Source organism: Caulobacter sp. FV2ye17ST, assembly GCF_058680955.1.
Genome location: NZ_CM178727.1, coordinates 2,744,747 through 2,767,630, shown reverse-complemented (window position 1 = coordinate 2,767,630; position 22,884 = coordinate 2,744,747). Strand labels below are relative to the sequence as shown.

At 67.7% G+C, this 22,884-nt stretch carries 18 protein-coding genes and 1 tRNA gene; 13 read left to right on the top strand and 6 right to left on the bottom strand.

Annotation, left to right across the window (positions count from 1 at the left end):
* Positions 1-2: 2 nt before the first annotated feature.
* Genes ACW17V_RS13285 through ACW17V_RS13270 form a run of 4 tightly spaced genes read right to left on the bottom strand, consistent with a single transcriptional unit; the run spans position 3 to position 5,988 of the window.
* Positions 3-1,154 carry a hybrid sensor histidine kinase/response regulator gene (locus ACW17V_RS13285; RefSeq protein WP_492105566.1) on the bottom strand — a complete coding sequence of 384 codons (1,152 nt, stop codon included), beginning with the start codon at positions 1,152-1,154 and terminating at the stop codon, positions 3-5.
* Complete coding sequence (locus tag ACW17V_RS13280) at positions 1,151-1,729, bottom strand: chemotaxis protein CheB (protein WP_492105565.1); 579 nt, start codon at positions 1,727-1,729, stop codon at positions 1,151-1,153. The genes ACW17V_RS13285 and ACW17V_RS13280 overlap by 4 nt, the downstream gene beginning before the upstream one ends.
* The gene (locus ACW17V_RS13275) at positions 1,726-2,550 is read right to left on the bottom strand and encodes a CheR family methyltransferase (protein WP_492105564.1); all 825 of its coding nucleotides are present in this window, start codon (positions 2,548-2,550) and stop codon (positions 1,726-1,728) included. The genes ACW17V_RS13280 and ACW17V_RS13275 overlap by 4 nt, the downstream gene beginning before the upstream one ends.
* Before the next feature lie 9 nt (positions 2,551-2,559).
* On the bottom strand, positions 2,560-5,988 hold the full coding sequence (locus ACW17V_RS13270; RefSeq protein WP_492105563.1) for a response regulator: 3,429 nt from the start codon (positions 5,986-5,988) through the stop codon (positions 2,560-2,562).
* Positions 5,989-6,439: 451 nt separating this feature from the next.
* Between ACW17V_RS13270 and ACW17V_RS13265 the strand changes: the two genes are divergently transcribed.
* The 4 genes from ACW17V_RS13265 to ACW17V_RS13250 are packed head-to-tail and all read left to right on the top strand — an operon-like array spanning position 6,440 to position 12,561.
* Positions 6,440-6,835 carry a hypothetical protein gene (locus tag ACW17V_RS13265; RefSeq protein ID WP_492105562.1) on the top strand — a complete coding sequence of 132 codons (396 nt, stop codon included), beginning with the start codon at positions 6,440-6,442 and terminating at the stop codon, positions 6,833-6,835.
* A gap of 45 nt (positions 6,836-6,880) precedes the next feature.
* The gene (locus ACW17V_RS13260) at positions 6,881-8,149 is read left to right on the top strand and encodes a TolC family protein (RefSeq protein ID WP_492105561.1); all 1,269 of its coding nucleotides are present in this window, start codon (positions 6,881-6,883) and stop codon (positions 8,147-8,149) included.
* Entirely contained in the window at positions 8,146-9,408 is a 1,263-nt protein-coding gene (locus ACW17V_RS13255; protein ID WP_492105560.1) for an efflux RND transporter periplasmic adaptor subunit, read from the top strand. The genes ACW17V_RS13260 and ACW17V_RS13255 overlap by 4 nt, the downstream gene beginning before the upstream one ends.
* Before the next feature lie 12 nt (positions 9,409-9,420).
* Entirely contained in the window at positions 9,421-12,561 is a 3,141-nt protein-coding gene (locus ACW17V_RS13250) for an efflux RND transporter permease subunit (protein WP_492105559.1), read from the top strand.
* Positions 12,562-12,591: 30 nt separating this feature from the next.
* On the opposite strand, the gene arsH is transcribed toward ACW17V_RS13250, so the two are convergent.
* Entirely contained in the window at positions 12,592-13,338 is a 747-nt protein-coding gene (arsH, locus tag ACW17V_RS13245; RefSeq protein WP_492105558.1) for an arsenical resistance protein ArsH, read from the bottom strand.
* Positions 13,339-13,397: 59 nt separating this feature from the next.
* Between arsH and ACW17V_RS13240 the strand changes: the two genes are divergently transcribed.
* From ACW17V_RS13240 to ACW17V_RS13205, 8 genes are all read left to right on the top strand, one after another.
* Positions 13,398-13,769: an ArsR/SmtB family transcription factor gene (locus ACW17V_RS13240; RefSeq protein WP_419251854.1), complete on the top strand. Its 372-nt coding sequence runs from the start codon at positions 13,398-13,400 to the stop codon at positions 13,767-13,769.
* On the top strand, positions 13,766-14,302 hold the full coding sequence (locus ACW17V_RS13235) for an arsenate reductase ArsC (RefSeq protein ID WP_492105557.1): 537 nt from the start codon (positions 13,766-13,768) through the stop codon (positions 14,300-14,302). The genes ACW17V_RS13240 and ACW17V_RS13235 overlap by 4 nt, the downstream gene beginning before the upstream one ends.
* 40 nt (positions 14,303-14,342) lie before the next feature.
* Complete coding sequence (gene arsC / locus ACW17V_RS13230) at positions 14,343-14,756, top strand: arsenate reductase (glutaredoxin) (protein ID WP_492105556.1); 414 nt, start codon at positions 14,343-14,345, stop codon at positions 14,754-14,756.
* A complete protein-coding gene (locus tag ACW17V_RS13225; protein WP_492105555.1) occupies positions 14,753-16,042 on the top strand; it encodes an arsenic transporter in 1,290 nt (429 codons plus the stop codon). The genes arsC and ACW17V_RS13225 overlap by 4 nt, the downstream gene beginning before the upstream one ends.
* 85 nt (positions 16,043-16,127) lie before the next feature.
* On the top strand, positions 16,128-16,709 hold the full coding sequence (locus ACW17V_RS13220) for an RNA polymerase sigma factor (RefSeq protein ID WP_492105554.1): 582 nt from the start codon (positions 16,128-16,130) through the stop codon (positions 16,707-16,709).
* Positions 16,673-17,623: a FecR family protein gene (locus ACW17V_RS13215; RefSeq protein ID WP_492105553.1), complete on the top strand. Its 951-nt coding sequence runs from the start codon at positions 16,673-16,675 to the stop codon at positions 17,621-17,623. The genes ACW17V_RS13220 and ACW17V_RS13215 overlap by 37 nt, the downstream gene beginning before the upstream one ends.
* 74 nt (positions 17,624-17,697) lie before the next feature.
* A complete protein-coding gene (locus ACW17V_RS13210) occupies positions 17,698-20,499 on the top strand; it encodes a TonB-dependent receptor (protein WP_492105552.1) in 2,802 nt (933 codons plus the stop codon).
* 72 nt (positions 20,500-20,571) lie between these two features.
* Positions 20,572-22,038 carry a CehA/McbA family metallohydrolase gene (locus ACW17V_RS13205; protein ID WP_492105551.1) on the top strand — a complete coding sequence of 489 codons (1,467 nt, stop codon included), beginning with the start codon at positions 20,572-20,574 and terminating at the stop codon, positions 22,036-22,038.
* A gap of 146 nt (positions 22,039-22,184) precedes the next feature.
* Here ACW17V_RS13205 and ACW17V_RS13200 read toward each other — a convergent pair.
* A tRNA-Thr gene (locus tag ACW17V_RS13200) sits at positions 22,185-22,259 on the bottom strand.
* Between the two features lie 245 nt (positions 22,260-22,504).
* On the opposite strand from ACW17V_RS13200, the gene ACW17V_RS13195 reads away from it, so the two are divergent.
* The gene (locus ACW17V_RS13195) at positions 22,505-22,798 is read left to right on the top strand and encodes a hypothetical protein (protein WP_492105550.1); all 294 of its coding nucleotides are present in this window, start codon (positions 22,505-22,507) and stop codon (positions 22,796-22,798) included.
* Positions 22,799-22,884: the final 86 nt, after the last annotated feature.

The window sequence follows — 22,884 nt, the reverse complement described above, 5'->3', positions numbered from 1 at the left end:
TATCAAGCCTCCAGAGCCGTGGCCGACATGGGAATCTTGACCCTGAAGGTGCTGCCCAGATTCTGGCCGGCGCTCTCCACCTCGATCGATCCGCCGTGAAGCGCGACTAGTTGCTTGACCAGCGCCAGCCCGATCCCGAGACCGCCCTGGGCCTTTGCCAGATGGTCCTCCACCTGGGCGAAGATCTCGAAGATGCGCGGCTGCATCTCGGGCGCGATGCCCACGCCGGTGTCGGTCACCGTGATCTCGGCCATACCGTCGCGGGCGAGCGCTGACAGGGACACCGTTCCGCCGGCCGGCGTATATTTGGCGGCGTTGTTGAGCAGGTTCGCCACCACCTGGGCCAGCCGCGTGTGATCGGCTTCCAGCCAGATCGCGTCGCTGGGGATGTCCGTCGTGAAGCGATGGCAGCCGGCGTCCAGACTGTGCTGGCTGGCCTCGATCGCCGACTGGAGGACCTCGTTGAGCGCGATCCGCTCCTTCTTCAGCGAGATCTTGCCCTGGCTGACCCGCGAAACGTCCAGCAGGTCGTCCACGAGGTGAGAGAGGTGGGTCAGCATCCGGTCCATGCGCGTTCGGATGTCTTGCGACCGTTCGGGTGAAAGGTCCTTGGCCAGCAGATGCAGGCCGCCGCTCAGGGCGGCGACGGGATTGCGCAGTTCATGGGCCAGCACGGCCAGGAAGCTATCCTTGTGGCGATCGGCCCGCCTGAGGGCTTGAGCGGCCGTTTCCAGTTCGTCGCGCTGGCGTTCGATCTCCTGGCGCTGCCGGTAGAGGTCGAAGAACACGGCGGCCTTGCTGCGCAGGATATCCGCCTCGATCGGCTTCTGGATGAAGTCGACCGCGCCGGCCTCATAGCCGCGAAACCGGCGTTGCTTGTCGGCGGCGCCGGCAGTCACGAAGATGATCGGGATGTGTCGTGCGCGTTCGTTGCCGCGCATGAACTCGGCCAGTTCAAAGCCATCCATGCCCGGCATCTGGACGTCGAGCAGCGCGAGCGCCACGTCGTGCGTCAACAGCAGCTCAAGCGCCTGCTCGCCCGAGCGGGCCTTGAGGCAGGTCAGGCCCTCGCGCTGCAGCAAGGCCTCCAGCGCGAGCAGATTTTCTTCGAGGTCGTCGACAAGGAGGAAGTTGATCGGCTTTTCCGCGCTCATCGGGCGGCTCCCAGGTTCGACAGATAGGATGCGATCGCATCCAGGTTCATGATCATCGCCGAGGGGCACGCTTCCAGCGCCGCCAGCGGCATGGCGGTGGCATAGGCGCCGGCGGGATCTTCGACGACGGCAAGGCCGCCCGCAGCCACGATCGCCTTGAGCCCTGCGGCCCCGTCATGGTTGGCGCCCGTCAGCACGACGCCCACCAGCCCGGGCCCGTAGGTGTCTGCGGCGCTTTCGAACAGGACGTCTATGGAGGGCCGCGAATAGTTCACGGCTTCATCGATCGACAGGGCCAGGCTTTCTTCGGTCTCGACGAGCAGGTGATAGTCGGAGGGCGCGAAATAGACCGCGCCGGGGACGATGGCCTCCTTGTCTTCGGCCTCCTTGACCACGATTTCGCATCGGGCCTGAAGAAGCGGCACCAGCATGTTGGCGCGGTCCGGTGGGACGTGCACGACGACCAGCACGGCGAGGCCATAGTCAGCCGCCAGCGCGGGCAGGATGGTCTGCAGCGCCTGGACCGCGCCCGCCGACGCGCCGATCACTACCGCCTTGCTCGCGCCGCCGCTCATGGCTCACGCCTCTGATAGATCTTTTCCTCGGGCGCGAAGTCGGAAAAGGCGGCGGCGTGGGCGGAAAATCGCAGACTTTCCTTGGAGCCCAGGCCCAGGAACGCCTTGCGGGCCAGGGAGTCGCGGAAAAGGCCGATGGCCCGATCCTGTAGCGCCCGGTCGAAATAGATCATCACGTTGCGGCACGAGATCAGGTGCATCTCGCCAAAGACGGCGTCGGTCACCAGGCTGTGGTCGGAAAACACCACGCGTTCGCGCAGCGTCTTGTCGAAGACCGCCCGTCCATAGGCGGCGGTGTAGTAGTCCGAGAGCGATGACTTGCCGCCCGCCTTCTGGTGGTTCTCGGTGAACTTGCGGATCCGGTCGAGAGCGTAGACGCCGGCTTCGGCGGCGGTGAGGGCGTCGGGATTGATGTCGGTGGCGTAGAACAGGGTCCGATCATACAGGCCCTCTTCGCGGAACAGGATGGCCAGCGAATAGAGTTCCTCGCCCGCGCTGCAGCCGGCGATCCACACCTTCAGGGACGGATAGGTTCGCAGGTGGGGCAGCACCTTCTCGCGCAGCGCCCGGAAATAGGATGGGTCACGGAACATCTCGCTGACCTGCACCGTCAGATAGCCCAGCAGGCGGGGCAGGATCGCCGGATCGTGCAGGACCCGTTCCTGCATCGCCGAGATGCTGCCAAAGCCCATCTGGTCGCGCGCCTGCACCAGCCGCCGCTTGATCGACGCGCGGGCATAGTGACGAAAGTCATAGTGGTAGCGCTGGTGCAGCGCTTCCAGCAGCAGCTGGATTTCGAGGTCTACGATCACTTCAGACACGGATCACGCTCATCGCGGCATCCAGACCCGGACCAGGGACAGAAGTTTGTCCACGTCGATGGGCTTGGCCATGTAGTCGTTGGCGCCGGCGGCGATGCAGCGTTCCTGATCGTCGGGCATGGCCTTGGCGGTCAGCATCAGGATCGGCAGCTTGGTCCACTGGGGATTGTCGCGGATCTGCCGGGTGGCCGTCAGGCCGTCCATCACCGGCATCATCACATCCATCAGAACCAGATCGATGGCGGCGGCGGAATCCTCGGCCGAGCGGGCCAAGAGATCGATCGCCTCCTGGCCGTTGCGGGCGATTTCGACGATGGCCCCGCGCGGCTCGAGCACATTGGTCAGGGAATAGATGTTGCGGATGTCGTCTTCGACGATGAGCACGCGGCGGCCTTCCAGAACGGCGTCGCGGTTGCGCGCCTTCTGGATCATCTTCTGCTGCTCGGGCGGCAGGCTGGAGACCACCTGGTGCAGGAACAGGGAAACCTCGTCCAGCAGGCGCTCGGGCGACTTCGCCCCCTTGATGATGATCGAGCTGGAATAGCGGCGCAGGCGCTGCTCGTCGTCCGCCGACAGGTCATGGCCGGTGTAGACGATGACAGGCGGGAACCCGTGATCGCCGTCCCGGCTGAGGGTTTCCAGAAGCGAGAACCCTGAGGCGTCCGGCAGGGACAGGTCCAGCACCATGCAATCGAAGGTCTGCAGCTTGAGCTGTTCCAGGCACTCGGCCGCCGTGCCGACACCGACGGTCTCGACTTCGCCCGACGACAACAGCCTGCTGACGGCGTCGCGCTGCACCGGGTCGTCCTCGACGATCAGCACGCGCCGCACCGTGTTGGTCAGCTTGGCCTGCAGCGTCTCCAGCACCTCGGCCAGCGCCTCGCGCTTGACGGGCTTGAGCATGTGGCCGATCGCGCCGAGCGACAGGGCCGTCTGGCTGTGATCGCTGGCGGAGATTACGTGGATCGGAATGTGCCGGGTCGCATCGTCGCGCTTGAGACGATCCAGCACCATCAGGCCTGATTCATCGGGCAGGCCCACATCAAGCACCACGGCGCTGGGCTTGAAGCGCCTGGCCAGCTTCAGGGCTTCTTCGGCCGTGCCGGCCACCAGGCACTGAAAGCCCAGTTCGCGGGAGAGGTCGCGCACGATGCTGGCGAACTTGTCGTCGTCCTCGACCACCAGCAGCAGGCGACGGGCGACGGCAAGCTGGTCGCGGTCGTCCTCGACCGTCTGGGCCAGGGGCCTCCACCGTTTCGGTCGCGCAGGCGCGGGGGAGGGGGCTGTCTCGGCGCTGACCGGCTGTTCGCGAGCGCCCACCCGCGCCGGGTCGTAGGCGCGCGGTACGGTGATGGTGAAGGTGCTGCCTTCGCCGGCCTGGCTCTGAAGGGTGATGGCGCCGCCGAGCAGCCGCGCCAGTTCTCGCGAGATCGACAGGCCCAGACCCGTTCCGCCGTACTTGCGGCTGATTGTGCCGTCGGCCTGGCGGAAGGCTTCGAAAATGCTCTGCTGCTGCTCGCGCGACACGCCGATACCGGTGTCGCTCACCGCGAAGGCCAGGCTGTCGTCGCCCGCCGGCGCGATGGCCAGCCGCACGTGACCCGCCTCGGTGAACTTGAAGGCGTTCGACAGCAGGTTCTTGAGGATCTGTTCAAGGCGCTGCCGATCGGTTTCGACGATGGGGGGGCAGCCGTCGGCGATCTCGATCTGGAACTCCAGCCCGCGATCGTCCGCCACCGGCTGAAACAGCTGGCGCAGATCGCCCGTCAGCCTGGACAGGGCGACATTTTCAGGCCGCACCTCGATGTGGCCCGCCTCGATCTTGGACAGGTCCAGGATGTCGTTGATGAGCACCAGAAGATCGTTGCCCGACGAGGCGATGGTCTGGGCGAACTTCACCTGCTGGCTCGAAAGATTGCCCTCGGGATTGTCGCTGAGCAGCTTGGAGAGGATCAGCAGCGAGTTCAGCGGGGTGCGCAGCTCGTGCGACATGTTGGCCAGGAAGTCGGACTTGTACTGGCTGGCCTGCGCCAGCTCCCGCGCCTTGAGGGCCACGGCGGCGCTGCTGCGCTCCAGATCGTCGCGCTGGGTCTCCAGGATCTGGGCCTGCTCTTCCAGCTGGCTGTTGGTCTGTTCCAGCTCGGCCTGCTGCTGCTCCAGCCGGACCTGCGACTCCTTGAGCGCGCTGCCCTGCTCCTCGAGCTCCTCGTTGGAAACCCGCAGTTCCTCGCTCTGCACCTGCAGCTCTTCGGCCTGGCGCTGGGTTTCCTCCAGCACGGCCTGCAGTTCGGCGCGATAGCGCGCCGATCGCAGGGCGACGCCGATGGACGTGGCGGCCTGATCCAGAAGCTCGATGGCCAGGTCGTCGACGGGGTGCAGGAAGCCCAGTTCGATGACAGCGTTGACGCGCTCATCGGCATGGGCGGGCACCAGGATCAAGTGCCGGGGATTGTCGCGACCTAGGGCCGAACCGATCGTCAGGTATCCGTCGGGAACGTCGCGGACCATCATCGTCCGCCCCTCGGCCGCGACCTTGCCCAGGAGGCCTTCCCGGACATTGAAGCGGAGGGGCACGTCGGCGTCGGCCGGAATTCCCAGGGCCGCGGCGCGGTAGAAATGGCCGCCTTCGCCCTTGAACAGCGCGCCTGCCTGGGCTCCCAGATACTGTGACAGAAAGCTGAGGATGCTGTCGCCCAGCTCCGGCACCGACTGGTCTCCCATCATCGCGTCCGAAAGCCCGACTTGGCCCGATTGCAGCCACTGTTGGCGGGCGCGGGCGCGCAGGCTCCGGCGGATCAGGATGAAGACGGCGGCTGTGAGCGCCGCGCCCAGCAGGGCTGACAGCACGCCGCTGGCCAGGGCTGTGCCATAGGCCGCCTCCATCTCGACCATGCGGCTCTGACGCAGTCGACTTTCTTCCCGGCTCATTACCTCCAGCTGACTGCGGATCGCGTCCATCTCGACCTTGCCGCGGTTGGTTGCGACCAGCGAGAGCGCCGCTTGGAGACCCTTCTCACGCCGGACCGAGATTGTTTCCTCAAGCTCGGCCATCTTGGCTTGTATGTGCCGCTTCAGGGGGCGCAGGTTGGCCTGCTGGGTGGCGTTGTCCTGGATGAGAGTTTCTACGGTGTCGATGCGCGAGGAGATGGCAGATACAGCGCTTTGATAGGGCTCGAGATATTGACGGTCGCCGGTCAGCAGATAGCCGCGTTGACGGGTTTCCGCGTCCTTGGTCGTCGACAGAAGGTCATCGAGCGCGATCAGCACCGAGTGCGTGTGGCGGATCTGCGCGTTATTCGTCCGCAGCACTTCGACGTTGCGATAGGCGATGACGCCGCTGATCAGGAAGAAGGCGAGCACAAGGGCCAGCCCCAGCGTCGTCCATGTTTCCACCTTCGTCCGGGAGGAGGACGCGCCAAGCGGTTCTTTCAGCGACATGCGATTCTCGAAGTGGAGGTTGTTCTATCTCGCGCCCGGGGTTGAAGGCGACGAGCAGAGGGGTTTTCAGGTCCTAGTGACCGCACGGCGCGCGGGCGTCACGAGGGTCTGGCGCCGAAGCGGCAAGGGCCACGAACCGGCGCGTCGGCGCGCGTCGCCCAGCCAGGCGCGGCTGCGCTCTGAGACAAGAAATACCCGCACCTCACCCGACGCTCCCCGACCGCGCGCCCCATCGCGCGGAGCCTCTAACGGCCGGCGGGTCAGGAGGTTCCATGAAATCGTTCGGGCGGCGCCTGGCGCGCCGTCAACCGCTCGCGGCCAGGCCGAGCGCGATCCGCGGCAGTGTGACTCATTGATCTTGGCGAAGCTTGCGACGACTATGCCGCCGCGTCTGCGGCCCAACTCCGAGAGATCCTTGATTCAGCTCCTGACCTCTCGGCTTGGCAAAGGTGTGACGGCTCTGGCCGTGATGCTGATCGCCCTGCTGGTGGTCCAGGCGCCGGTGGCCATGGTGGACCGGGCGCTGCACGCCAGCGGCCAGACGCATGCCGCCAACGCCTTTGCCGGCCCGCTCGCCGCCGACCTCGCAGACCATGATCACGACCATGATCACGATGCGGCGGCCAGCGCCGAGGTCGCGGGCGACGATCGCGATCCCTCACCCTCGCAGGGCGCGCACCACCACCATGACGGCGCTCCGCTTCTGGGCCTGACAGCCTCCATCACGGTCGCCAGCCCCTGGGGCTCGACGGTCGAATCCTGGTCTGGCCGGGACACCTCGCTCGACAGCGCCGAGCCTGCTCCCCAGAAACGCCCTCCAAAGGCCCGCCTCGAACACGTCGCCTGACCGACGCGGCCCCCGGCCGCGCCCGCTTCCGTTCGAGAGACTCCCATGCCCCATTTCGTCCATGGCCGCGCCACGCGGTCCTGGCTGCTCGCGTCGGTGTTCGCCGTCGCGCTGCCCCTTGCCGCCCTGGCTGAACCCCTGGGATTGCCCCAGGCCCTGGCCCGCGCCGCCCAGTCCGATCCCACCCGTCCCGCTGTCGAGGCGCGGCTCAAGGCCGCCGACGCGGGCGCCCGGCAGGCCGCCGTTCGCCAGAACCCCGTCGTCGGCGTCGAGCTGGAAGACCTGACGGGCACCGGCCCCTATTCGATGATCGATCGCGCCCAGGCCACGGTCTACTACCAGCAGAGCCTGGATCGCGGCGGCAAGCGCCAGGCCCGCACGGCCCTGGCCCGGACCGAGATCGATCTGGTTCGGCTTCGCCATCAGGTTCAGGTTCTGGACCTGTTCCAGGCGGTGGAGCTGGCCTGGGTCGAGGCCCTGGCCGCCGAGGCGCAGGTCCGCCTGGCGCGCACGCGGCTGGACATCGCCCAGCGCGCCCAGGGCGAAGTCGACCGGCGCGTGAAGGTCGCCCGCGACCCGCTGTTCGCCGGCGCCCGTGCCGACACCCAGGTCGCCGAGGCCAGGATCGCCCTGTCGCAGGCCCAGATGGCCGCCGACACCGCGCGTCGAAACCTCGCCAGCCATTGGGACGGCGCTGGCGATTTCGACCTCGACCCGGCGGTGCTGGACGACACCTCCGCCGCCGATCAGGTCGCGGGCGAGGCGTCGGGTGTCGACCTGGCGGTGCTCGACGCCGAGCGGCAGGCCGCGACCGCGCGGGTTCGCCTGGAGGAGAGCAAGGCTGTCCAGGATCCAACCTGGCGCGCGGGCCTGCGCTATCTGAACGAGGGGCGCGACATGGCCGTGCTGGTCGGCGGGTCGATCCCGCTGGCCCGCCATGACACCAATCGCGGCGCCATCGAGCGCGCCCAGGCCGAGCGCACGGCGGCCGATGTCGACCTCCTCAGCGGCAAGGTTCTGCGCGAGCGGCGGATCGCCAGACTGCAGGCCGGGCTGGCCGCGCGGGCCAGCGAAGCCCGTCGCATCGAGGCCGAGGTGCTGCCCGCCGCCGAGCGGACCGTCGCCCTGGTCCGCGAGGGCTTCAATCGCGGCGGCTTCAGCTATCTCGACGTCATCGAGGCCCAGAAGGTCCTGATCGACGCCCGGAGCCGGCGGCTTGACGCCCTGAAGGTCTTCCACACCGACCGCGCCCTGCTGGCCCGCCTGACCGGCCGCCACGCCGCCTTCATTCCCGCTTCGGAGACTGTCCGATGAACCGCCAATACACCCGGCGCGCCAGCGTGCGCCTTGCCCTGCTGATCGCCTCCACCCTGGTGCTGACGGCCTGCGGCGACGGCGCCAAGCCCGCCGCCGAGACCGAAGGCCATGCCGCCAAGGCCGGCGACTATGAGCGCGGTCCCCATCGCGGCCGCCTGTTGCGCAACGGCGATCTGGCCGTCGAGATCACCATCTTCGAAGACGGCGTCGAGCCGGAGTTCCGCGTCTATGCCTATCGCAAGGACAAGCCCGTCGATCCGCGTCAGGTCCAGTTGTCGGTGGAGCTGACCCGCCTGGGCGGCAAGGTCGACCGGTTCAGTTTCGCGCCGCAGGAAGACTATCTGCGCGGCGCCGGCGTGGTGCGCGAACCCCACTCGTTCGACGTCAAGGTAAGCGCCAGCCAGGGCGGCGACAGCCATCAATGGACCTATCCGTCCTACGAAGGTCGCACGACGATCAGCGCTGACGCCGCCAGGGCCGGCGGCGTGAAGACCGAAATGGCCGGCGGCGCCGACATCGCCGAGCTGGTCGACATGGCCGGTCGCGTCGAGATCACGCCCGAGGGCAAGGGCGAGGTTCGCGCCTGGTATCCGGGACGGGTGATGACCCTGCGGGGAGAGCTTGGAAGTCAGGTTCGCAAGGGCCAGCTGCTGGCGCGCGTGGAGTCCAGCGAGAGCCTTCAGACCTATTCGATCTTCGCGCCGATCAGCGGGATCATCGTCGAGAAGAACCTCAATGTCGGCGACGTGGCCGGCGAGCGCGCCATCTTCGTGATCGCCGATCCGACCAAGCTGCACGCCGAGTTCTTCGTCTATCCCCGCGACGCCGAGCGGGTGCGCGTCGGCCAGCCTGTCGAGGTGCGCAGCCTGTCGGGCGACACCCGGCTGATGGCGCGGGTCGAGGCGGTTTTGCCGACCGCCGACCTGGCCAGCCAGACCCTGATGGCCCACGTCCATCTGCCTGAGGGCTCCGCCGCGTTCCGGCCGGGCATGGGCGTTGAAGGCGCGTTCCAGGTCGCGTCCAGCCGCGTCCCACTGGCCGTGCGCACCAGGGCCCTGCAGAAATTCCGCGACTTCACCGTCGTCTTCGCCAGGGTGGGCGACACCTATGAGGTGCGGATGCTGGAGCTGGGTCGCCAGACGCCCGAATGGACCGAGGTGCTGGGCGGGCTTGAACCCGGAACCGAATATGTCGCCGACGGCGCCTTCCTGATCCGCGCGGACATCGAAAAGTCCGGCGCGAGCCACGACCACTAGGAGCGCGCAACCATGCTTGACCGCATCATCGCGCTGTCGATCCGCTATCGCTGGATCGTCCTGGCGCTCGTCCTCGCCTCGGCGATCCTCGGCGTCTGGAGTTTCCAGCGCCTGCCGATCGACGCCACCCCCGACATCACCAACGTCCAGGTGCAGATCAATACCGAGGCGCCGGGCTTCTCGCCGCTGGAGGCCGAACAGCGGATCACCTTCCCGGTCGAGACCGCCATCGCCGGCCTGCCGGGCCTGGACTACACCCGCTCGGTCTCCCGCTACGGCCTCAGCCAGGTCACTGTCGTCTTCAAGGACGGGACCGACATCTATTTCGCCCGCCAGCTGGTCAATGAACGGCTGCAGGCCGCCAGCGCCCAACTGCCCCCCAGCCTGACGCCCGAGCTTGGCCCTATCTCCACGGGCCTGGGCGAGATCTTCATGTACACGGTCGAGGCCAAACCCGGCGCGCGCCGTCCTGACGGCAAGGCCTATACGCCCGAGGACCTGCGCACCCTTCAGGACTGGGTGATCCGGCCCCAGCTGCGCAACACGCCCGGCGTCACCGAGGTCAACACCATCGGCGGCTTCGAGCGGCAGTATCACGTCACCCCTCTGCCGGAGCGGCTGTCGGCCTACGGCCTGACCATGGCCGACGTCACCGACGCCCTGGCCAAGAACAACAGCAATGTCGGGGCCGGCTATATCGAGCGCTACGGCGAGCAGTATCTGGTTCGCGTTCCCGGCCAGGCCAGCGGCGTCGAGGACCTACGCGGTACGATCATCGTCAATCGCGGCGGCGCGCCGATCCGCATCGGCGACGTGGCCGACGTGGGGCTGGGCGAAGAACTTCGGACCGGCGCGGCGACCGAGAATGGCAGGGAGGTGGTGCTGGGCACCGTCTTCATGCTGGTCGGCGAGAACAGCCGCACCGTCGCCCGCGCCGCGGCGCTGCGTCTGGAACAGGCCGCCAGGTCACTGCCGACCGGCGTCACGGCCACGCCGGTCTACGACCGCACCGAACTGGTCGATCGCGCCATCCGTACGGTCGAGACGAACCTGGTGGAAGGCGCGCTGCTGGTGATCGTCGTGCTGTTCCTGCTGCTGGGCAATATCCGGGCGGCGCTGATCACGGCGGCGATCATCCCGTTCTCGATGCTGCTGACCATCACCGGCATGGTCCAGAGCCGGGTGTCGGGCAATCTGATGAGCCTGGGCGCGCTGGACTTTGGTCTGATCGTCGACGGGGCAGTGATCATCGTCGAAAACTGCCTGCGCCGGTTTGGCGAGGCGCAGCATCGTCTGGGTCGACTGCTGACCAAGGACGAACGCTTCGCCCTGACGGCCAGCGCGGCCGGAGAGGTGATCAAGCCGTCGCTGTTTGGCGTGCTGATCATCACCCTGGTCTATGTGCCGATCTTCGCCCTGACCGGGGTCGAGGGGAAGATGTTCCACCCGATGGCCATCACCGTGGCCATCGCCCTGACCGCCGCCCTGGTGCTATCCCTGACCTTCGTGCCAGCCGCCGTGGCGTTGTTCGTCACCGGCAAGGTCGAGGAGAAGGAAAGCCGCATCATGCGTGGGGCTCGCCAGCTCTATGAACCGGCTCTGGCCGTGGCCCTGCGGCTGCGGGTGGCGTTCGTGGCCGGCGCCGTGGCGCTGGTGGTCATCGCGGGTCTGGCGGCCAGCCGCATGGGCTCGGAGTTCGCCCCTAGTCTCGACGAGGGCGACATCGCCATGCACGCCCTGCGCATACCGGGGACCAGCCTCACCCAGGCTGTCCGGATGCAGGCGGCCCTGGAGGCGCGGATCAAGTCGTTGCCGGAGGTCGAGCGGGTGGTGAGCAAGATCGGCACCGCCGAGGTCGCCACCGACCCGATGCCGCCCTCGGTCGCCGACACCTTCATCATGCTGAAGGACCGCAAGGACTGGCCCGATCCGCGCAAGCCCAAGGCCGAGCTGGTCGCCGAACTGGAGGCCGCCGTCGCCACCATTCCCGGCAACAACTACGAGTTCACCCAGCCGATCCAGATGCGGTTCAACGAACTGCTGTCCGGGGTTCGCGCCGACGTCGCCGTCAAGGTGTTCGGGGACGACCTCGACGCGTTGCGGACTATCGGTGAAAGCGTCGGGGCGGTGGTCGAAGGCATCGAGGGCGCCCAGGATGTGGGCGTCGAACAGGTGACCGGGCTGCCGGTCCTGCAGATCACGCCGGACCGCGCCGCCCTGGCTCTGCTGGGGCTGAACGTGCAGGACCTGCAGGAGGTGGTCGCCACCTCGATCGGCGGCGCGGTCGTCGGCCAGGTGTTCGAGGGCGACCGGCGCTTCGACGTCGTGGTCCGCCTGCCCGAGGCGATCCGGGGCGACCTGGAGGGTGTCCGTCGCCTGCGCGTGCCGTTGCCCGCGACGGGGGAGGGGCCCCGAGGGTTCGTGCCGCTGCAGGACGTGGCCAGGGTCGAGACGGTGATCGGCCCCAACCAGATCAGCCGCGAGGACGGCAAGCGCCGCGTCGTCGTCACCGCCAATGTGCGGGGCCGGGACCTGGGCTCCTTCATCGCCGAGGTGCAACAGAAGGTCGGCGCCGAGGTCGAGATCCCGACAGGCTACTGGATCAGCTATGGCGGCACGTTCGAGCAGCTGATCTCGGCGGCGAAACGGCTTCAGCTGGTCGTGCCCGCCGCCCTGCTGCTGATCTTCGGTCTGCTGTTTGCGCTGTTCCGATCGGTCAAGGACGCCGCCATCGTCTTTTCCGGCGTGCCCCTGGCCCTGACCGGGGGCGTCGCGGCCCTGCTGCTGCGGGGCCTGCCGCTGTCGATCTCGGCGGGCGTCGGCTTCATCGCCCTGTCTGGCGTGGCTGTACTCAATGGCGTGGTCATGGTCAGCTTCATCCGGAGCCTGATGGCCGAGGGGCGGCCGCTGGACGAGGCGATCAGCGAAGGCGCCCTGACGCGCCTCAGGCCCGTGCTGATGACCGCCCTGGTCGCCAGCCTGGGCTTCGTGCCGATGGCCTTCAATGTCGGGGCCGGCGCCGAGGTTCAGCGCCCGCTTGCGACGGTGGTGATCGGCGGGATCATCTCCTCGACCCTGCTGACCCTGCTGGTCCTGCCGGCGCTGTATCGCCTCGTCGGCGGCTCGCCGCTTGGCCGGACGCGGGCCGACTGAGGGCTGGTCGGTGGGGAAGGCGCAGCGGGCCTAGTCGCTTGCGCCTTCCAACGCCGGCTCATGGCTCATGGCCGCGGCGGCGAGTTCAACGTGCTCGGCAATTCGGCCGCTGGCTTTGCGCTCGCTGTAGCGATTGACCAGGTAGTCGGCGCGGTCGCGGGTGAGCAGGGTGAACTTCACCAGCTCCTCCATCACATCGACGACGCGGTCGTAATAGGCCGACGGCTTCATGCGGTCGTTGTCGTCGAATTCCTGAAAGGCCATCGCCACCGACGACTGGTTGGGAATGGTGATCATCCGCATCCAGCGTCCCAGCAGGCGCAGGGTGTTGACGGCGTTGAACGACTGCGAGCCGCCGCTGACCTGCATCACCGCCAGGGTCCGGCCCTGGGTCGGGCGGACGCTGCCGATCTCCAATGGGATCCAGTCGATCTGGGCCTTCATGATCCCGGTGATCGCGCCATGCCGCTCGGGACTGCACCACACCTGTCCCTCGGACCATAGGGACAGGGCCCGCAGCTCCTGGACCTTCGGGTGGTCGGGCCCCGTGGCGTCGGGTAGCGGCAGGTCGCGCGGGTCGAAGATTTTCGTCTCGCAACCCAGAACCTGCAAAATGCGAGCCGCCTCCTCGACCAGCAGCCGGCTGAACGAGCGCTCGCGCAGCGACCCGTAGAGCAGCAGGATGCGGGGCGGATGGGTCGCCGGTGACTTGCACTCGAGTTGGCCCTGGGTCGGCGCCGTCAGAAATTGCGGCTGGAGCGCGGGCAGGTCGGTCATGATTTCCAAATTCCTCGAAGCGTCTTGGCGTCGTCACATATTTCTACTAACTTGGAAATATGGAATCGAAAGCCGCTGTCGCAAGTCTCTCCGCGCTGGGTCACGAAGGTCGGCTGGCCATCTTCCGCCTGCTCGTCAAGGCCGGCGGTCAGGGCGTGCCGGCCGGCGAGATCGCTCGCCGCCTGGAGATGCTTCCCAATTCTCTGTCGGCCAATCTCAACGTGCTCAGTCATGCTGGACTGATCGTTTCGCGCCGCGAGGGCCGCTCGATCATCTATTCGGCCGCCTACGGGGCGATGAGCGGCCTGCTGGGCTTCCTGATGGAAGACTGCTGCGGCGGCAATCCCGAGATCTGCGCGCCCTTGAACGAGATCCTCGCCCGGGCCGCCGACTGCGATGGAACCTGCCTTGTCGAATTGGAGACAGCATGACCGATCCCCAGTCTAACCTGAAGCACGTCCTGTTTCTCTGCACCCACAACTCGGCGCGCTCGGTGCTGGCGGAGTCGATCATGAACCGCGTCGGGGCGGGCCGGTTCAAGGCCTATTCGGCCGGCTCGATGCCCAGCGGCCGGATCAACCCGCACGCCATCAATCTGCTGCAGCACCTAAACTACCCGACCGATCACCTGCGCTCCAAGGCCTGGGACGAGTTCTCCAAGGCCGGCAATCCTGACGCGCCGGATCTCGATTTCGTGTTCACCGTCTGCGACAACGCCGCCGGCGAGGTCTGCCCGATCTGGCCGGGCCAGCCGATGAGCGCCCACTGGGGCATCCCCGATCCGTCGGCGGTCGAGGGAACCGAGGCCGAGGTCGCCCTGGCCTTCGCCGAGGCCTATCGTCAGCTCAACAGCCGCATCACGCTCTTCTGCGCCCTGCCCATGGCGTCGATCGACAAGCTGTCGCTGCAGCGCCGGCTCGACGAAATCGGCAGGTCCTTCGCCCCCGACGAACCCGCCGCCTGAGGGGCGCCGCCCCGCTTTCTGTTTTCCTGACGAGTGACCCATGTCCGATACCGACTTCCCGATCGTGATCTTTCACAACCCCGCCTGCGGCACCTCGCGCAATGTCGTGGCGATGGTGCAGGCGGCGGGCTACGCGCCCACGGTCGTTGAGTATCTGAAGGCCGGCTGGTCCCATGACCAGCTGCGCGAACTGGCCGGGGAGGCGGGTCTGACGTTCCGCCAGCTGATGCGCGAAAAGGGCACGCCGGCCGCCGATCTGGGCCTTCTGGCTGACGACGCCACCGAGGATCAGATCCTCGACGCGATGGTCGCTCACCCCATTCTGGTCAATCGGCCGCTGGTGGTCACGCCCCGGGGCGTCAAGCTGTGCCGACCGTCCGAGGTCGTGCTCGACCTGCTGGACCGCAAGCCGACCAGCTTCACCAAGGAAGACGGCGAGATCGTCGTCCTGTGATCCTCGCCCTGCTGATCTTTCTGCTCACCATCATCCTGGTCATCTGGCAGCCCAAGGGCCTGGGCATCGGCTGGAGCGCGACCCTGGGCGCGGCCCTGGCGCTGCTGACGGGTGTGGTCCATCCGGCCGACATCATCACGGTCTGGCACATCGTCTGGAACGCCACCGGCGCCTTCGTCGCGGTGATCCTGATCAGCCTGCTGCTCGACGAGGCCGGCTTCTTCGAGTGGGCGGCCCTGCATGTGGCCCGTTGGGGCGGCGGCAAGGGGCGACTGCTGTTCGCCGCGATCGTGCTGCTGGGCGCGGCGGTCTCGTCGCTGTTCGCCAATGACGGCGCGGCGCTGATCCTGACCCCCATCGTCATCGCCATGCTGCTGGCGCTGGGCTTCAAGGACAAGGCGACCCTGGCCTTCGTGATGGCGGCGGGCTTCATCGCCGACATGGCCAGCCTGCCGCTGGTGGTGTCGAACCTGGTCAACATCGTCTCGGCCGACTTCTTCAAGATCGGCTTCAGCCGCTACGCCTCGGTGATGATCCCGGTCGACATCGCCGCCATCGCCGCCACCCTGACGGCGCTGATGCTCTATTTCCGGCGCGACATCCCCAAGACCTATGACGTCGGCCAGCTGAAGGCGCCGCGCGAGGCGATCAGGGACGCCGCGACCTTCAAGGCCGGCTGGGTGGTTCTGGCCCTGCTACTCATCGGGTTCTTCGCTCTGGAGCCGCTCGGCGTTCCCGTCAGCGCCACCGCCGCCGTCGGCGCGCTGGTCCTGCTGGTCATCGCGGGACGGGGCCACGTGATCAGCACGCGCAAGGTGCTGAAGGGCGCGCCCTGGCAGATCGTGATCTTCTCGCTGGGCATGTATCTGGTGGTCTATGGCCTGCGCAATGCGGGCCTGACCGACCAGATCGCGGGGTTGCTCAACCGCTTCGCCCAGGGCGGCGTATGGGGGGCGGCCTTCGGAACCGGCGTCCTGACCGCGCTGCTGTCGTCGGTGATGAACAACCTGCCCACGGTTCTGGTCGGGGCCCTGTCGATCGACGCCAGCGGCGCGACGGGGGCGGTCAAGGAGGCGATGATCTACGCCAATGTCATCGGCAGCGACCTGGGTCCCAAGATCACGCCGATCGGCTCTCTGGCCACCCTGCTTTGGCTGCACGTGCTGGGCGCCAAGGGGATCAGGATCTCGTGGGGCTACTATTTCAAGGTCGGGATCGTGCTGACCACACCCATCCTGCTCATCACCCTGGCGGCGCTGGCGTTGCGTCTGACGCTGGCCCCATAGCGGGACCCGTCAGCAAACTGACACGCGATCAGGTTAGTGCAGCGCTCAATCGATCCGACGGTATGTCGGGCGACGGGACGCCTACATGGCCTGGCTGCGTGACATCGATCGTTGGTTCGCGACCCGCGTGTTGCCCTATGCCGGCAACTACCGCGCCTATGCCCGCAAGCTGATCGGCGACGAGGCCGAGGCGGAGGACCTCGTTCAGGAGGCCTACGCCAAGGTGCTCAGCGTGCCCGACTGGCGCAGGCTGGAGGCGCCCGAGCGCTTCGTGATGACCATCATCCGCAACCTGGCGTTTGAACGCTTTCGCCGCGCCAAGGTGGTCGGGATCCGTCAGATCGGGGTGCTGGAAATGGACCTGCTGGCCGATCCCGCGCCCGACGCCTATGCCATAACCAGCGCCCGGCAGGAGCTGGATCTGGTGCTGGCGGCGCTGAATCGCCTGCCCGAGCAATGCCGCAAGGTGCTGACCTTGCGAAAAATGTACGGCCTTTCCCCGGCGCAGATAGCGGTTAGGTTGAACCTGTCCATCTCTACAGTCGAGAAACACCTGGCCAAGGGGCTTCGGCTCTTGACCAAGGCCCTGGCCGCGGGTGATGGCCGCAGTATCGAGAAACGACCGAGTTCATGGCCAAGACGGGCGATCAAGACAGAGACGCACTGATCGCCCAGGCTTCGCAATGGCTGGCGCGTCTGGACGCTGGCCGCACCACCGAGCAGGAACTGGACGCCTGGCGCGACGCCGACCCGCGCCGCGCCGCCGCCTTCGCGGAGGTGGCCAGCGCCTGGAGCCGGCTGGACGCGTTGCGCAGCGACGAGGCGAGACCCGCGCCGGGAATCAATCGCCGCGCCTGGCTGACGGGCGGCGGCGCGGCCCTGGCCGCCAGCCTGGCGGCCGGCGCCTATCTTGGCCGCGACGTCCTGCTGCGCGATCGCGTCACGACGGGCATTGGCGAACGCCGCACCCTGGCCCTGCCGGATGGCAGTTCGGTCGAGCTGAACACCGACACCGAGGTTTCCTGGCGCTTTGACCGGCAGCGGCGCCGGCTGTGGCTGGCGCGGGGCGAGGCGGCCCTGACCATCGCCCGCGACACCCTGCGGCCCTTCGAGCTGGTCACGGCCCAGGGGCTCGCGCGGCTGGCGGCGGGACAATTCAATGCGCGCCTGCGCCCGGCGGGGCTGGATATTGTCGTTCTGGCGGGACGGGCGGTGATCGAAACGGCGTCGGCCACGGCTGAGGCCGGCGTGGCGGGCGCCGACGACGCTCGCCGGGTGCTGGAAGTCAGCGACAGTCGGATCGCCGTCGTCGATGCGCCGGAAGACCAGGTTCAGAACGTGCAGGCCTGGCGACGCGGCGAGATCGTGTTCGAGGGGCAGGCGCTGTCGGTCGCGGTCGAGGAATATAACCGCTACCTGACCCGCAAGCTGGTCGTCGATGACGCGCGGGCGGCCAACCTGCGGCTGGGCGGCCGGTTCCTGACCGGTGATCCCGACAGTTTCCTGCAGGCCCTGCGCACGACCTTCGGCCTGCGGATCGTCGAGGACGGACCGTCGCGAATTCTTCTTAAATCTCGATAGGGGTTTTTTCCCCGCGCCCCGTCTTGCCCTGCGAGACGCCGATCACGGCGATCGACGAAGCAGGGGCAAATCCGATGATCAAGACCTGGGCGCCGCGCATGGGCGCGTGCTTGTTGCTGGCCACGACGGCCATTGTTTCGGCGGCGCCGGTTGTCGCCCAGGCCCAGGCGGCGGCGCGTGTCGCGTTCGACATTCCGGCCGGCGACACGGCGGCTGCGCTGAACGCGTTCTCGCGCCAGGCCGGCGTGCAGCTGATGTTCCCCTACGATCTGGCCGCCCGCCACCGCACCGACGGTCTGAAGGGCGTCTTTGGTCGCGAGGAAGCCCTGCGCAAATTGATCGAGGGCGCCGATCTGGAGATCGCCTCGGCCAATGCCCAGGTCATCACGCTGCGCGCCCGGACGACGGGCCCTTTGGCCAGCGCGGCGGTCGCTGACGTGGTGGAAGAGGTGATCGTCACCTCGCGCGCGGGTTCGGACGCCCGCACGCGCCTGGCCACCAGCTACGCCGTCACCAGCATGAGCGAAGAGGCGCTGCGCATGCGTGCGCCGATGGGCGTGGCCGATGCGCTCAAATCGGTGCCCGGCTTCTGGGTCGAGGCTTCGGGCGGCGAGGCCAGCGCCAATATCCGCGCGCGCGGCATCCCGCAGGAAGGCTTCTCGGCCATCGCTCTGCAGGAAGACGGCGCGCCGGTGCAGCATGACGGCGGCCTGGGCTATCTGAACGCCGACCAGTCCTTCCGCCTGGACGAGACCATCGAGCGCATCGAAGTGGTGCGCGGCGGCCCCTCGTCGATCTTCGCCTCCTACGCGCCCGGCGGCACGGTCAACTTCATCACCCGCAAGGGCGGCGATACGCCGGAGGGCATCGCCAAGCTTCAACTCAGCGACTACGGCCTCAAGCGTGTCGACCTCTGGTACGGCGGCCCGATCGGCGAATGGCGCGTCGGCGCCGGCGGTTTCTGGCGCGAGGATGACGGCATCCGCGATCCGGGCTTCACCGCCAACAAGGGCTATCAGTGGCGCGTCTCGGCCGGTCGCGATTTCGAGCGCGGCAGCATCGAGTTCAACGTCAAGCACCTGGACGACAACGTCATCCTGTTCGCCGGCGTGCCGCTCAAGTTCAACGCCTCGGGCGAGCCCGGCGACACCCCCGGCTTCGACGCCCTGAAGGGCACCCTGGCCGGTCCGGAAACCAGCCAGCTGACCCTGCGCGGGCCGACGGGGCCGTTCAACTGGGACCTGACGCGCGGCACCGAGGTCAAGCTGACCCAGGCCACCGCCATCCTGAACTATGAGCTGTTCGACGGCTGGAAACTCCAGAACACGCTGCGTTACCGGACCTCGGAGTCCAAGCGCATCGGCCTGTTCCCCAACACGCCGGTGACCGGCGCGGCCCGCATCGCCCAGTACCGCGCCGCCCTGCTGGCGGCCACGCCGGGCGCCACCGATGTGCAGCTGCGCTACGCCACCGCGCCGACCGAGATCTTCCAGACCACGGGCGCCGGCCAGAACGGCAACGGTCTCGTCCTCGACGGCTCGCTGCGCTACGTCTCGGTCCCGCTGGACGAACTGATCAACGACGCCCGCCTGCTGCACAAGTTCGAGATCGGCGGCCAAACCCACGACGTCGCCTTCGGCGTCTACACCGCCCATGTCGAGGAAGCCTTCAACCGCTACTCGGCCAACGTCCTGCTCGACGTGCGCAGCAACGCCCGGCGACTGGATCTGGTGGCCGTCAACGGGGCAGGGCAGGTGATGTCCAGCCTCACCGAGAACGGCGTCTCGCGCTACGGCGCCGAGTTCGCCAATGGCGATGGCAAGTCCAACACCACGGCCCTCTACCTGACCGACGAGTGGAGCCTGACGCCGTCCCTGCGGATCGACGCGGGCGTGCGCTGGGAGCAGATCGAATTCGAAGGCCGCAGCGAGCGCAGCAAGACCATCAATCTGGGTCTCTCGCCGACTCCGGCCGACGACACCGTGCTGGCCGGCTCGGGGATCTATGATCGCCTGGACTGCAAGTTCGATCACGCCGGCTGGACCGTGGGCGCCGACTATCGGATCACCCCGCGGATGGGCGTCTTTGCGCGCTACACCTCGGCCTTCCGCCTGCCGTCGCTGGGCGACTACATCACCAACGCCCTCAACACCGCCCCGACCGTCCAGACCATGGACCTGATGGAGGCCGGCTATAAGTGGTCGACGCCCAAGGCCGATCTCTACGCCACGGTGTTCCAGACCACGTATGACAACCTCGGTTTCGGCAGCCTGGTGTTCAATCCGGCCACCGGCGCCTATGTCCAGCAGACCAGCATCACCGACACCAAGACGCTGGGGCTGGAACTGGAAGGGACCGTGCGTCCGACCCGCTGGTTCGACCTGGGCTTCAGCGCCACGGTCCAGAACCCGGAATTTGGCGACTACAAGTTCGAGGAGGCCTGCTCGGTCTCGGCGGCCGACGTCACCTGCCAGGTCAAGCCGCCGGCCGCCACCGCCAGCCGCACGCGCGACTTCACCGGCAACCGCCTGATCCGGGTGCCCAAGACCTCGTTCCGCCTGACCCCCGGCGTCAACCTGCTGGACGGTCGCCTGCGGGTGGAGAGCAGCATCGAGCGCTACGGCGATCGTTACTCCGACGCCGCCAACACCCTGAAGCTGCCGGCCTATACCCTGGTGGGCGCCACGGTGCGGTTCAACGTCACCGACCAGCTGGCCATCTATGCCTACGGTAATAACCTCACCGACGAGATCGGCCTGACCGAGGGCAATCCCCGCGCCGGCCAGATCATCAGCTCCGAGGCGGGCGCCGTTTACGGCATCGGCCGGCCGGAATTCGGTCGCTCCTTCCGCGCGGCTGTCATGTACCGCTTCTAAAGACCTTCCGTTCCCCTCGACTTGGGCGGCCGGTCCCCTCCGGCCGCCCATCTTTTTGTTTGGAAGAACATCATGATCCGCTGGCTGCTCGCTCTGATCGTTCTGGCCCTGCCGCCCGCCGCCTGGGCGGGGGAGAAGGCTCCGGATCTGGTGCTGACTGGCCAGATCGTCGGGACGGATCACCAGACCTACAAGCCCGTGACCTTCGATGTCCCGCCGGGGGTGACCCGGTTGACCGTGGCCTTCGACTACACCGGCCGGGACCAGAAGACGGTCGTCGATATCGGGCTGATGGACCCGCAACGCTTCCGGGGCTGGAGCGGCGGCAACAAGCGCAACTTCACCCTGGCGGTCGAGGACGCCACCATGAGCTACCTGCCCGGGCCGTTGCCGGCCGGGCGCTGGACCCTGCTGCTGGGCGTGCCCAACACGCGCGCCGCGACGGTGGCGTCCTATGAGGCCAGGATTTCCTTCGAGCGAACGCCGGGCGCGCCCGGTCTTGCCGCCGCGCCGCTCAAGACCGGCTCAGGCTGGTATCGTGGCGACCTGCATACGCATACGGGCCACAGCGACGGCTCGTGCCAGACCCAGAGCGGCGTCCGCGCGCCATGCCCCGTCTATCGCACCGCCGAGGCGGCCGTGGCCCGAGGCCTGGATTTCATCGCCATCACCGACCACAACACCACCAGCCATTTCGAGGCGATGGCCGAGCTGCAGCCGGCCTTCGACAGGCTGCTGCTGATCCCGGGCCGCGAGATCACCACCTTCCAGGGCCACGCCAATGTCTTTGGCCCCACAGCCTTCATCGACTTCCGCCTGGGTGACGCCGCCGTGCTGGACGTCAGGACGCTGCAGGGCCTGGTGGAGGCCGCCGGCGGGCTCCTGTCGATCAACCACCCCACCGCCCCCTCTGGCGAGGCCTGCATGGGCTGTGGCTGGACAGCGGCCAACACCGACTATGCCAGGGTCGGGGCCATCGAGGTCGCCAATGGCGGCTCCGAGCGCGCCCAGGGCGGCGCCGAGGGGCCTTTGCTGGGCGTGGCCTTCTGGGAGGCGCAACTGAACGCGGGCCACCGGATCACGGCCGTCGGCGGAAGCGACAATCACGATGCGGGTCTCTCGCCGGATATCGCCTCGTCGATCGGCCGCCCGACCACCGTCGTGCACGCCGAAGCGCTGTCGACGCCGGGACTGCTCGCGGGCCTGCGGGCGGGGCGGGTGTTCATCGACCTGGACGGAACCCGTGACCGGATGCTGGATCTGTCGGCCCGCAGCGCCACGGGAGTCGCGGTCATGGGCGGGGCCCTGCCGGCTCGGCGCGGCGAGGTGGTCACCTTCACGGCCGCGATCGTCGGCGCGGATCCGGCCGGCCTGGAGGTCATTCAGGACGGCGTGAAGCGAGCGCCCGAGTTTGCCCGCCCCGGCGTGTTCTCGATCAGGATGGGCGACCGATCCAGCTGGGTGCGCGTCAATCTGCGCGACGCGGCCGGACGGCTGCTGATGATCGGCAATCCGATCTATCTGACGCTCCCGCGCTGACGCTTTCGCAGCGCTCTGCCAAGTCATCCCTGATCGCGCCGCCGCTGGGACACGGGTTCCCGGCGCGCGGACGCGTGCGATTCAGCCTGGAAATGTGCGGGGAGGGAAGTAGGTCGGTCCCAAACCCTTTGGGGGTTTGGGACCGATGGTGCCACGACAGGGACTCGAACCCTGGACCTCAGCCTTACCAAGGATGCGCTCTACCACTGAGCTACCGCGGCGAAGAGGAGGGGCGTATAGCGAGCCAAATCGCGAATGCAAAGCCTAAATGCGACTTGACCCACAGACTTCGTCGCCGCACCCCTCGCCCATGCCGATCCCAGACGACAAATCCCTGCGCGAAGCCAGGCTCGCCGAAGCGCTCAGGACCAACCTGCGCAGGCGTAAAGCCGCGGCCCGGCCCGCGCGGAGCGGTGAGGAGAGGGCGGTTGCCGCCGCGCAAGCGGCGCCGCAGCCCTACAGCGTCATGCGTCGCCTCGAGGGCGTCGCGCACGCAGACGGGACGCGAGTCGCCCTGGTCCTGGAAATTTCCGCGCCCTATGCCGCGCCGGATTCGGATGAGGTCTGCTGCGCGGTGCGCCTGGTCGGCGACGGCGGCCAGTTCGACAGCGAGCACGGCAAGGCGGCGTTCGGCCTGGACGGACTGCAGGCGACCCGGCGGGCCCTCGACCTGGCCCAGGTGGCCCTGGACCTGGCCAGCACGACCCATGATCTGCGCTGGCCCGACGGCCGATCCTACGACCTTTCCGCCCCCATTTGAGCCACGCCCCTTGCATGCCCTCTTGCAACGGATAGAACCCGCCCCTCACATGTGACCCGCGCGACGATCCGTCCCCGTCGCGCGCT

What these genes read in the sequence shown, in the direction of transcription:
- ACW17V_RS13285 (WP_492105566.1), bottom strand. Translation starts at nt 1,154, where the DNA reads ATGAGCGCGGAAAAGCCGATCAACTTCCTCCTTGTCGACGACCTCGAA.
- ACW17V_RS13280 (WP_492105565.1), bottom strand. Translation starts at nt 1,729, where the DNA reads ATGAGCGGCGGCGCGAGCAAGGCGGTAGTGATCGGCGCGTCGGCGGGC.
- ACW17V_RS13270 (WP_492105563.1), bottom strand. Translation starts at nt 5,988, where the DNA reads ATGTCGCTGAAAGAACCGCTTGGCGCGTCCTCCTCCCGGACGAAGGTG.
- ACW17V_RS13260 (WP_492105561.1), top strand. Translation starts at nt 6,881, where the DNA reads ATGCCCCATTTCGTCCATGGCCGCGCCACGCGGTCCTGGCTGCTCGCG.
- ACW17V_RS13255 (WP_492105560.1), top strand. Translation starts at nt 8,146, where the DNA reads ATGAACCGCCAATACACCCGGCGCGCCAGCGTGCGCCTTGCCCTGCTG.
- ACW17V_RS13250 (WP_492105559.1), top strand. Translation starts at nt 9,421, where the DNA reads ATGCTTGACCGCATCATCGCGCTGTCGATCCGCTATCGCTGGATCGTC.
- arsH (WP_492105558.1), bottom strand. Translation starts at nt 13,338, where the DNA reads ATGACCGACCTGCCCGCGCTCCAGCCGCAATTTCTGACGGCGCCGACC.
- ACW17V_RS13240 (WP_419251854.1), top strand. Translation starts at nt 13,398, where the DNA reads ATGGAATCGAAAGCCGCTGTCGCAAGTCTCTCCGCGCTGGGTCACGAA.
- ACW17V_RS13235 (WP_492105557.1), top strand. Translation starts at nt 13,766, where the DNA reads ATGACCGATCCCCAGTCTAACCTGAAGCACGTCCTGTTTCTCTGCACC.
- arsC (WP_492105556.1), top strand. Translation starts at nt 14,343, where the DNA reads ATGTCCGATACCGACTTCCCGATCGTGATCTTTCACAACCCCGCCTGC.
- ACW17V_RS13220 (WP_492105554.1), top strand. Translation starts at nt 16,128, where the DNA reads ATGGCCTGGCTGCGTGACATCGATCGTTGGTTCGCGACCCGCGTGTTG.
- ACW17V_RS13215 (WP_492105553.1), top strand. Translation starts at nt 16,673, where the DNA reads ATGGCCAAGACGGGCGATCAAGACAGAGACGCACTGATCGCCCAGGCT.
- ACW17V_RS13210 (WP_492105552.1), top strand. Translation starts at nt 17,698, where the DNA reads ATGATCAAGACCTGGGCGCCGCGCATGGGCGCGTGCTTGTTGCTGGCC.
- ACW17V_RS13205 (WP_492105551.1), top strand. Translation starts at nt 20,572, where the DNA reads ATGATCCGCTGGCTGCTCGCTCTGATCGTTCTGGCCCTGCCGCCCGCC.
- ACW17V_RS13195 (WP_492105550.1), top strand. Translation starts at nt 22,505, where the DNA reads ATGCGTCGCCTCGAGGGCGTCGCGCACGCAGACGGGACGCGAGTCGCC.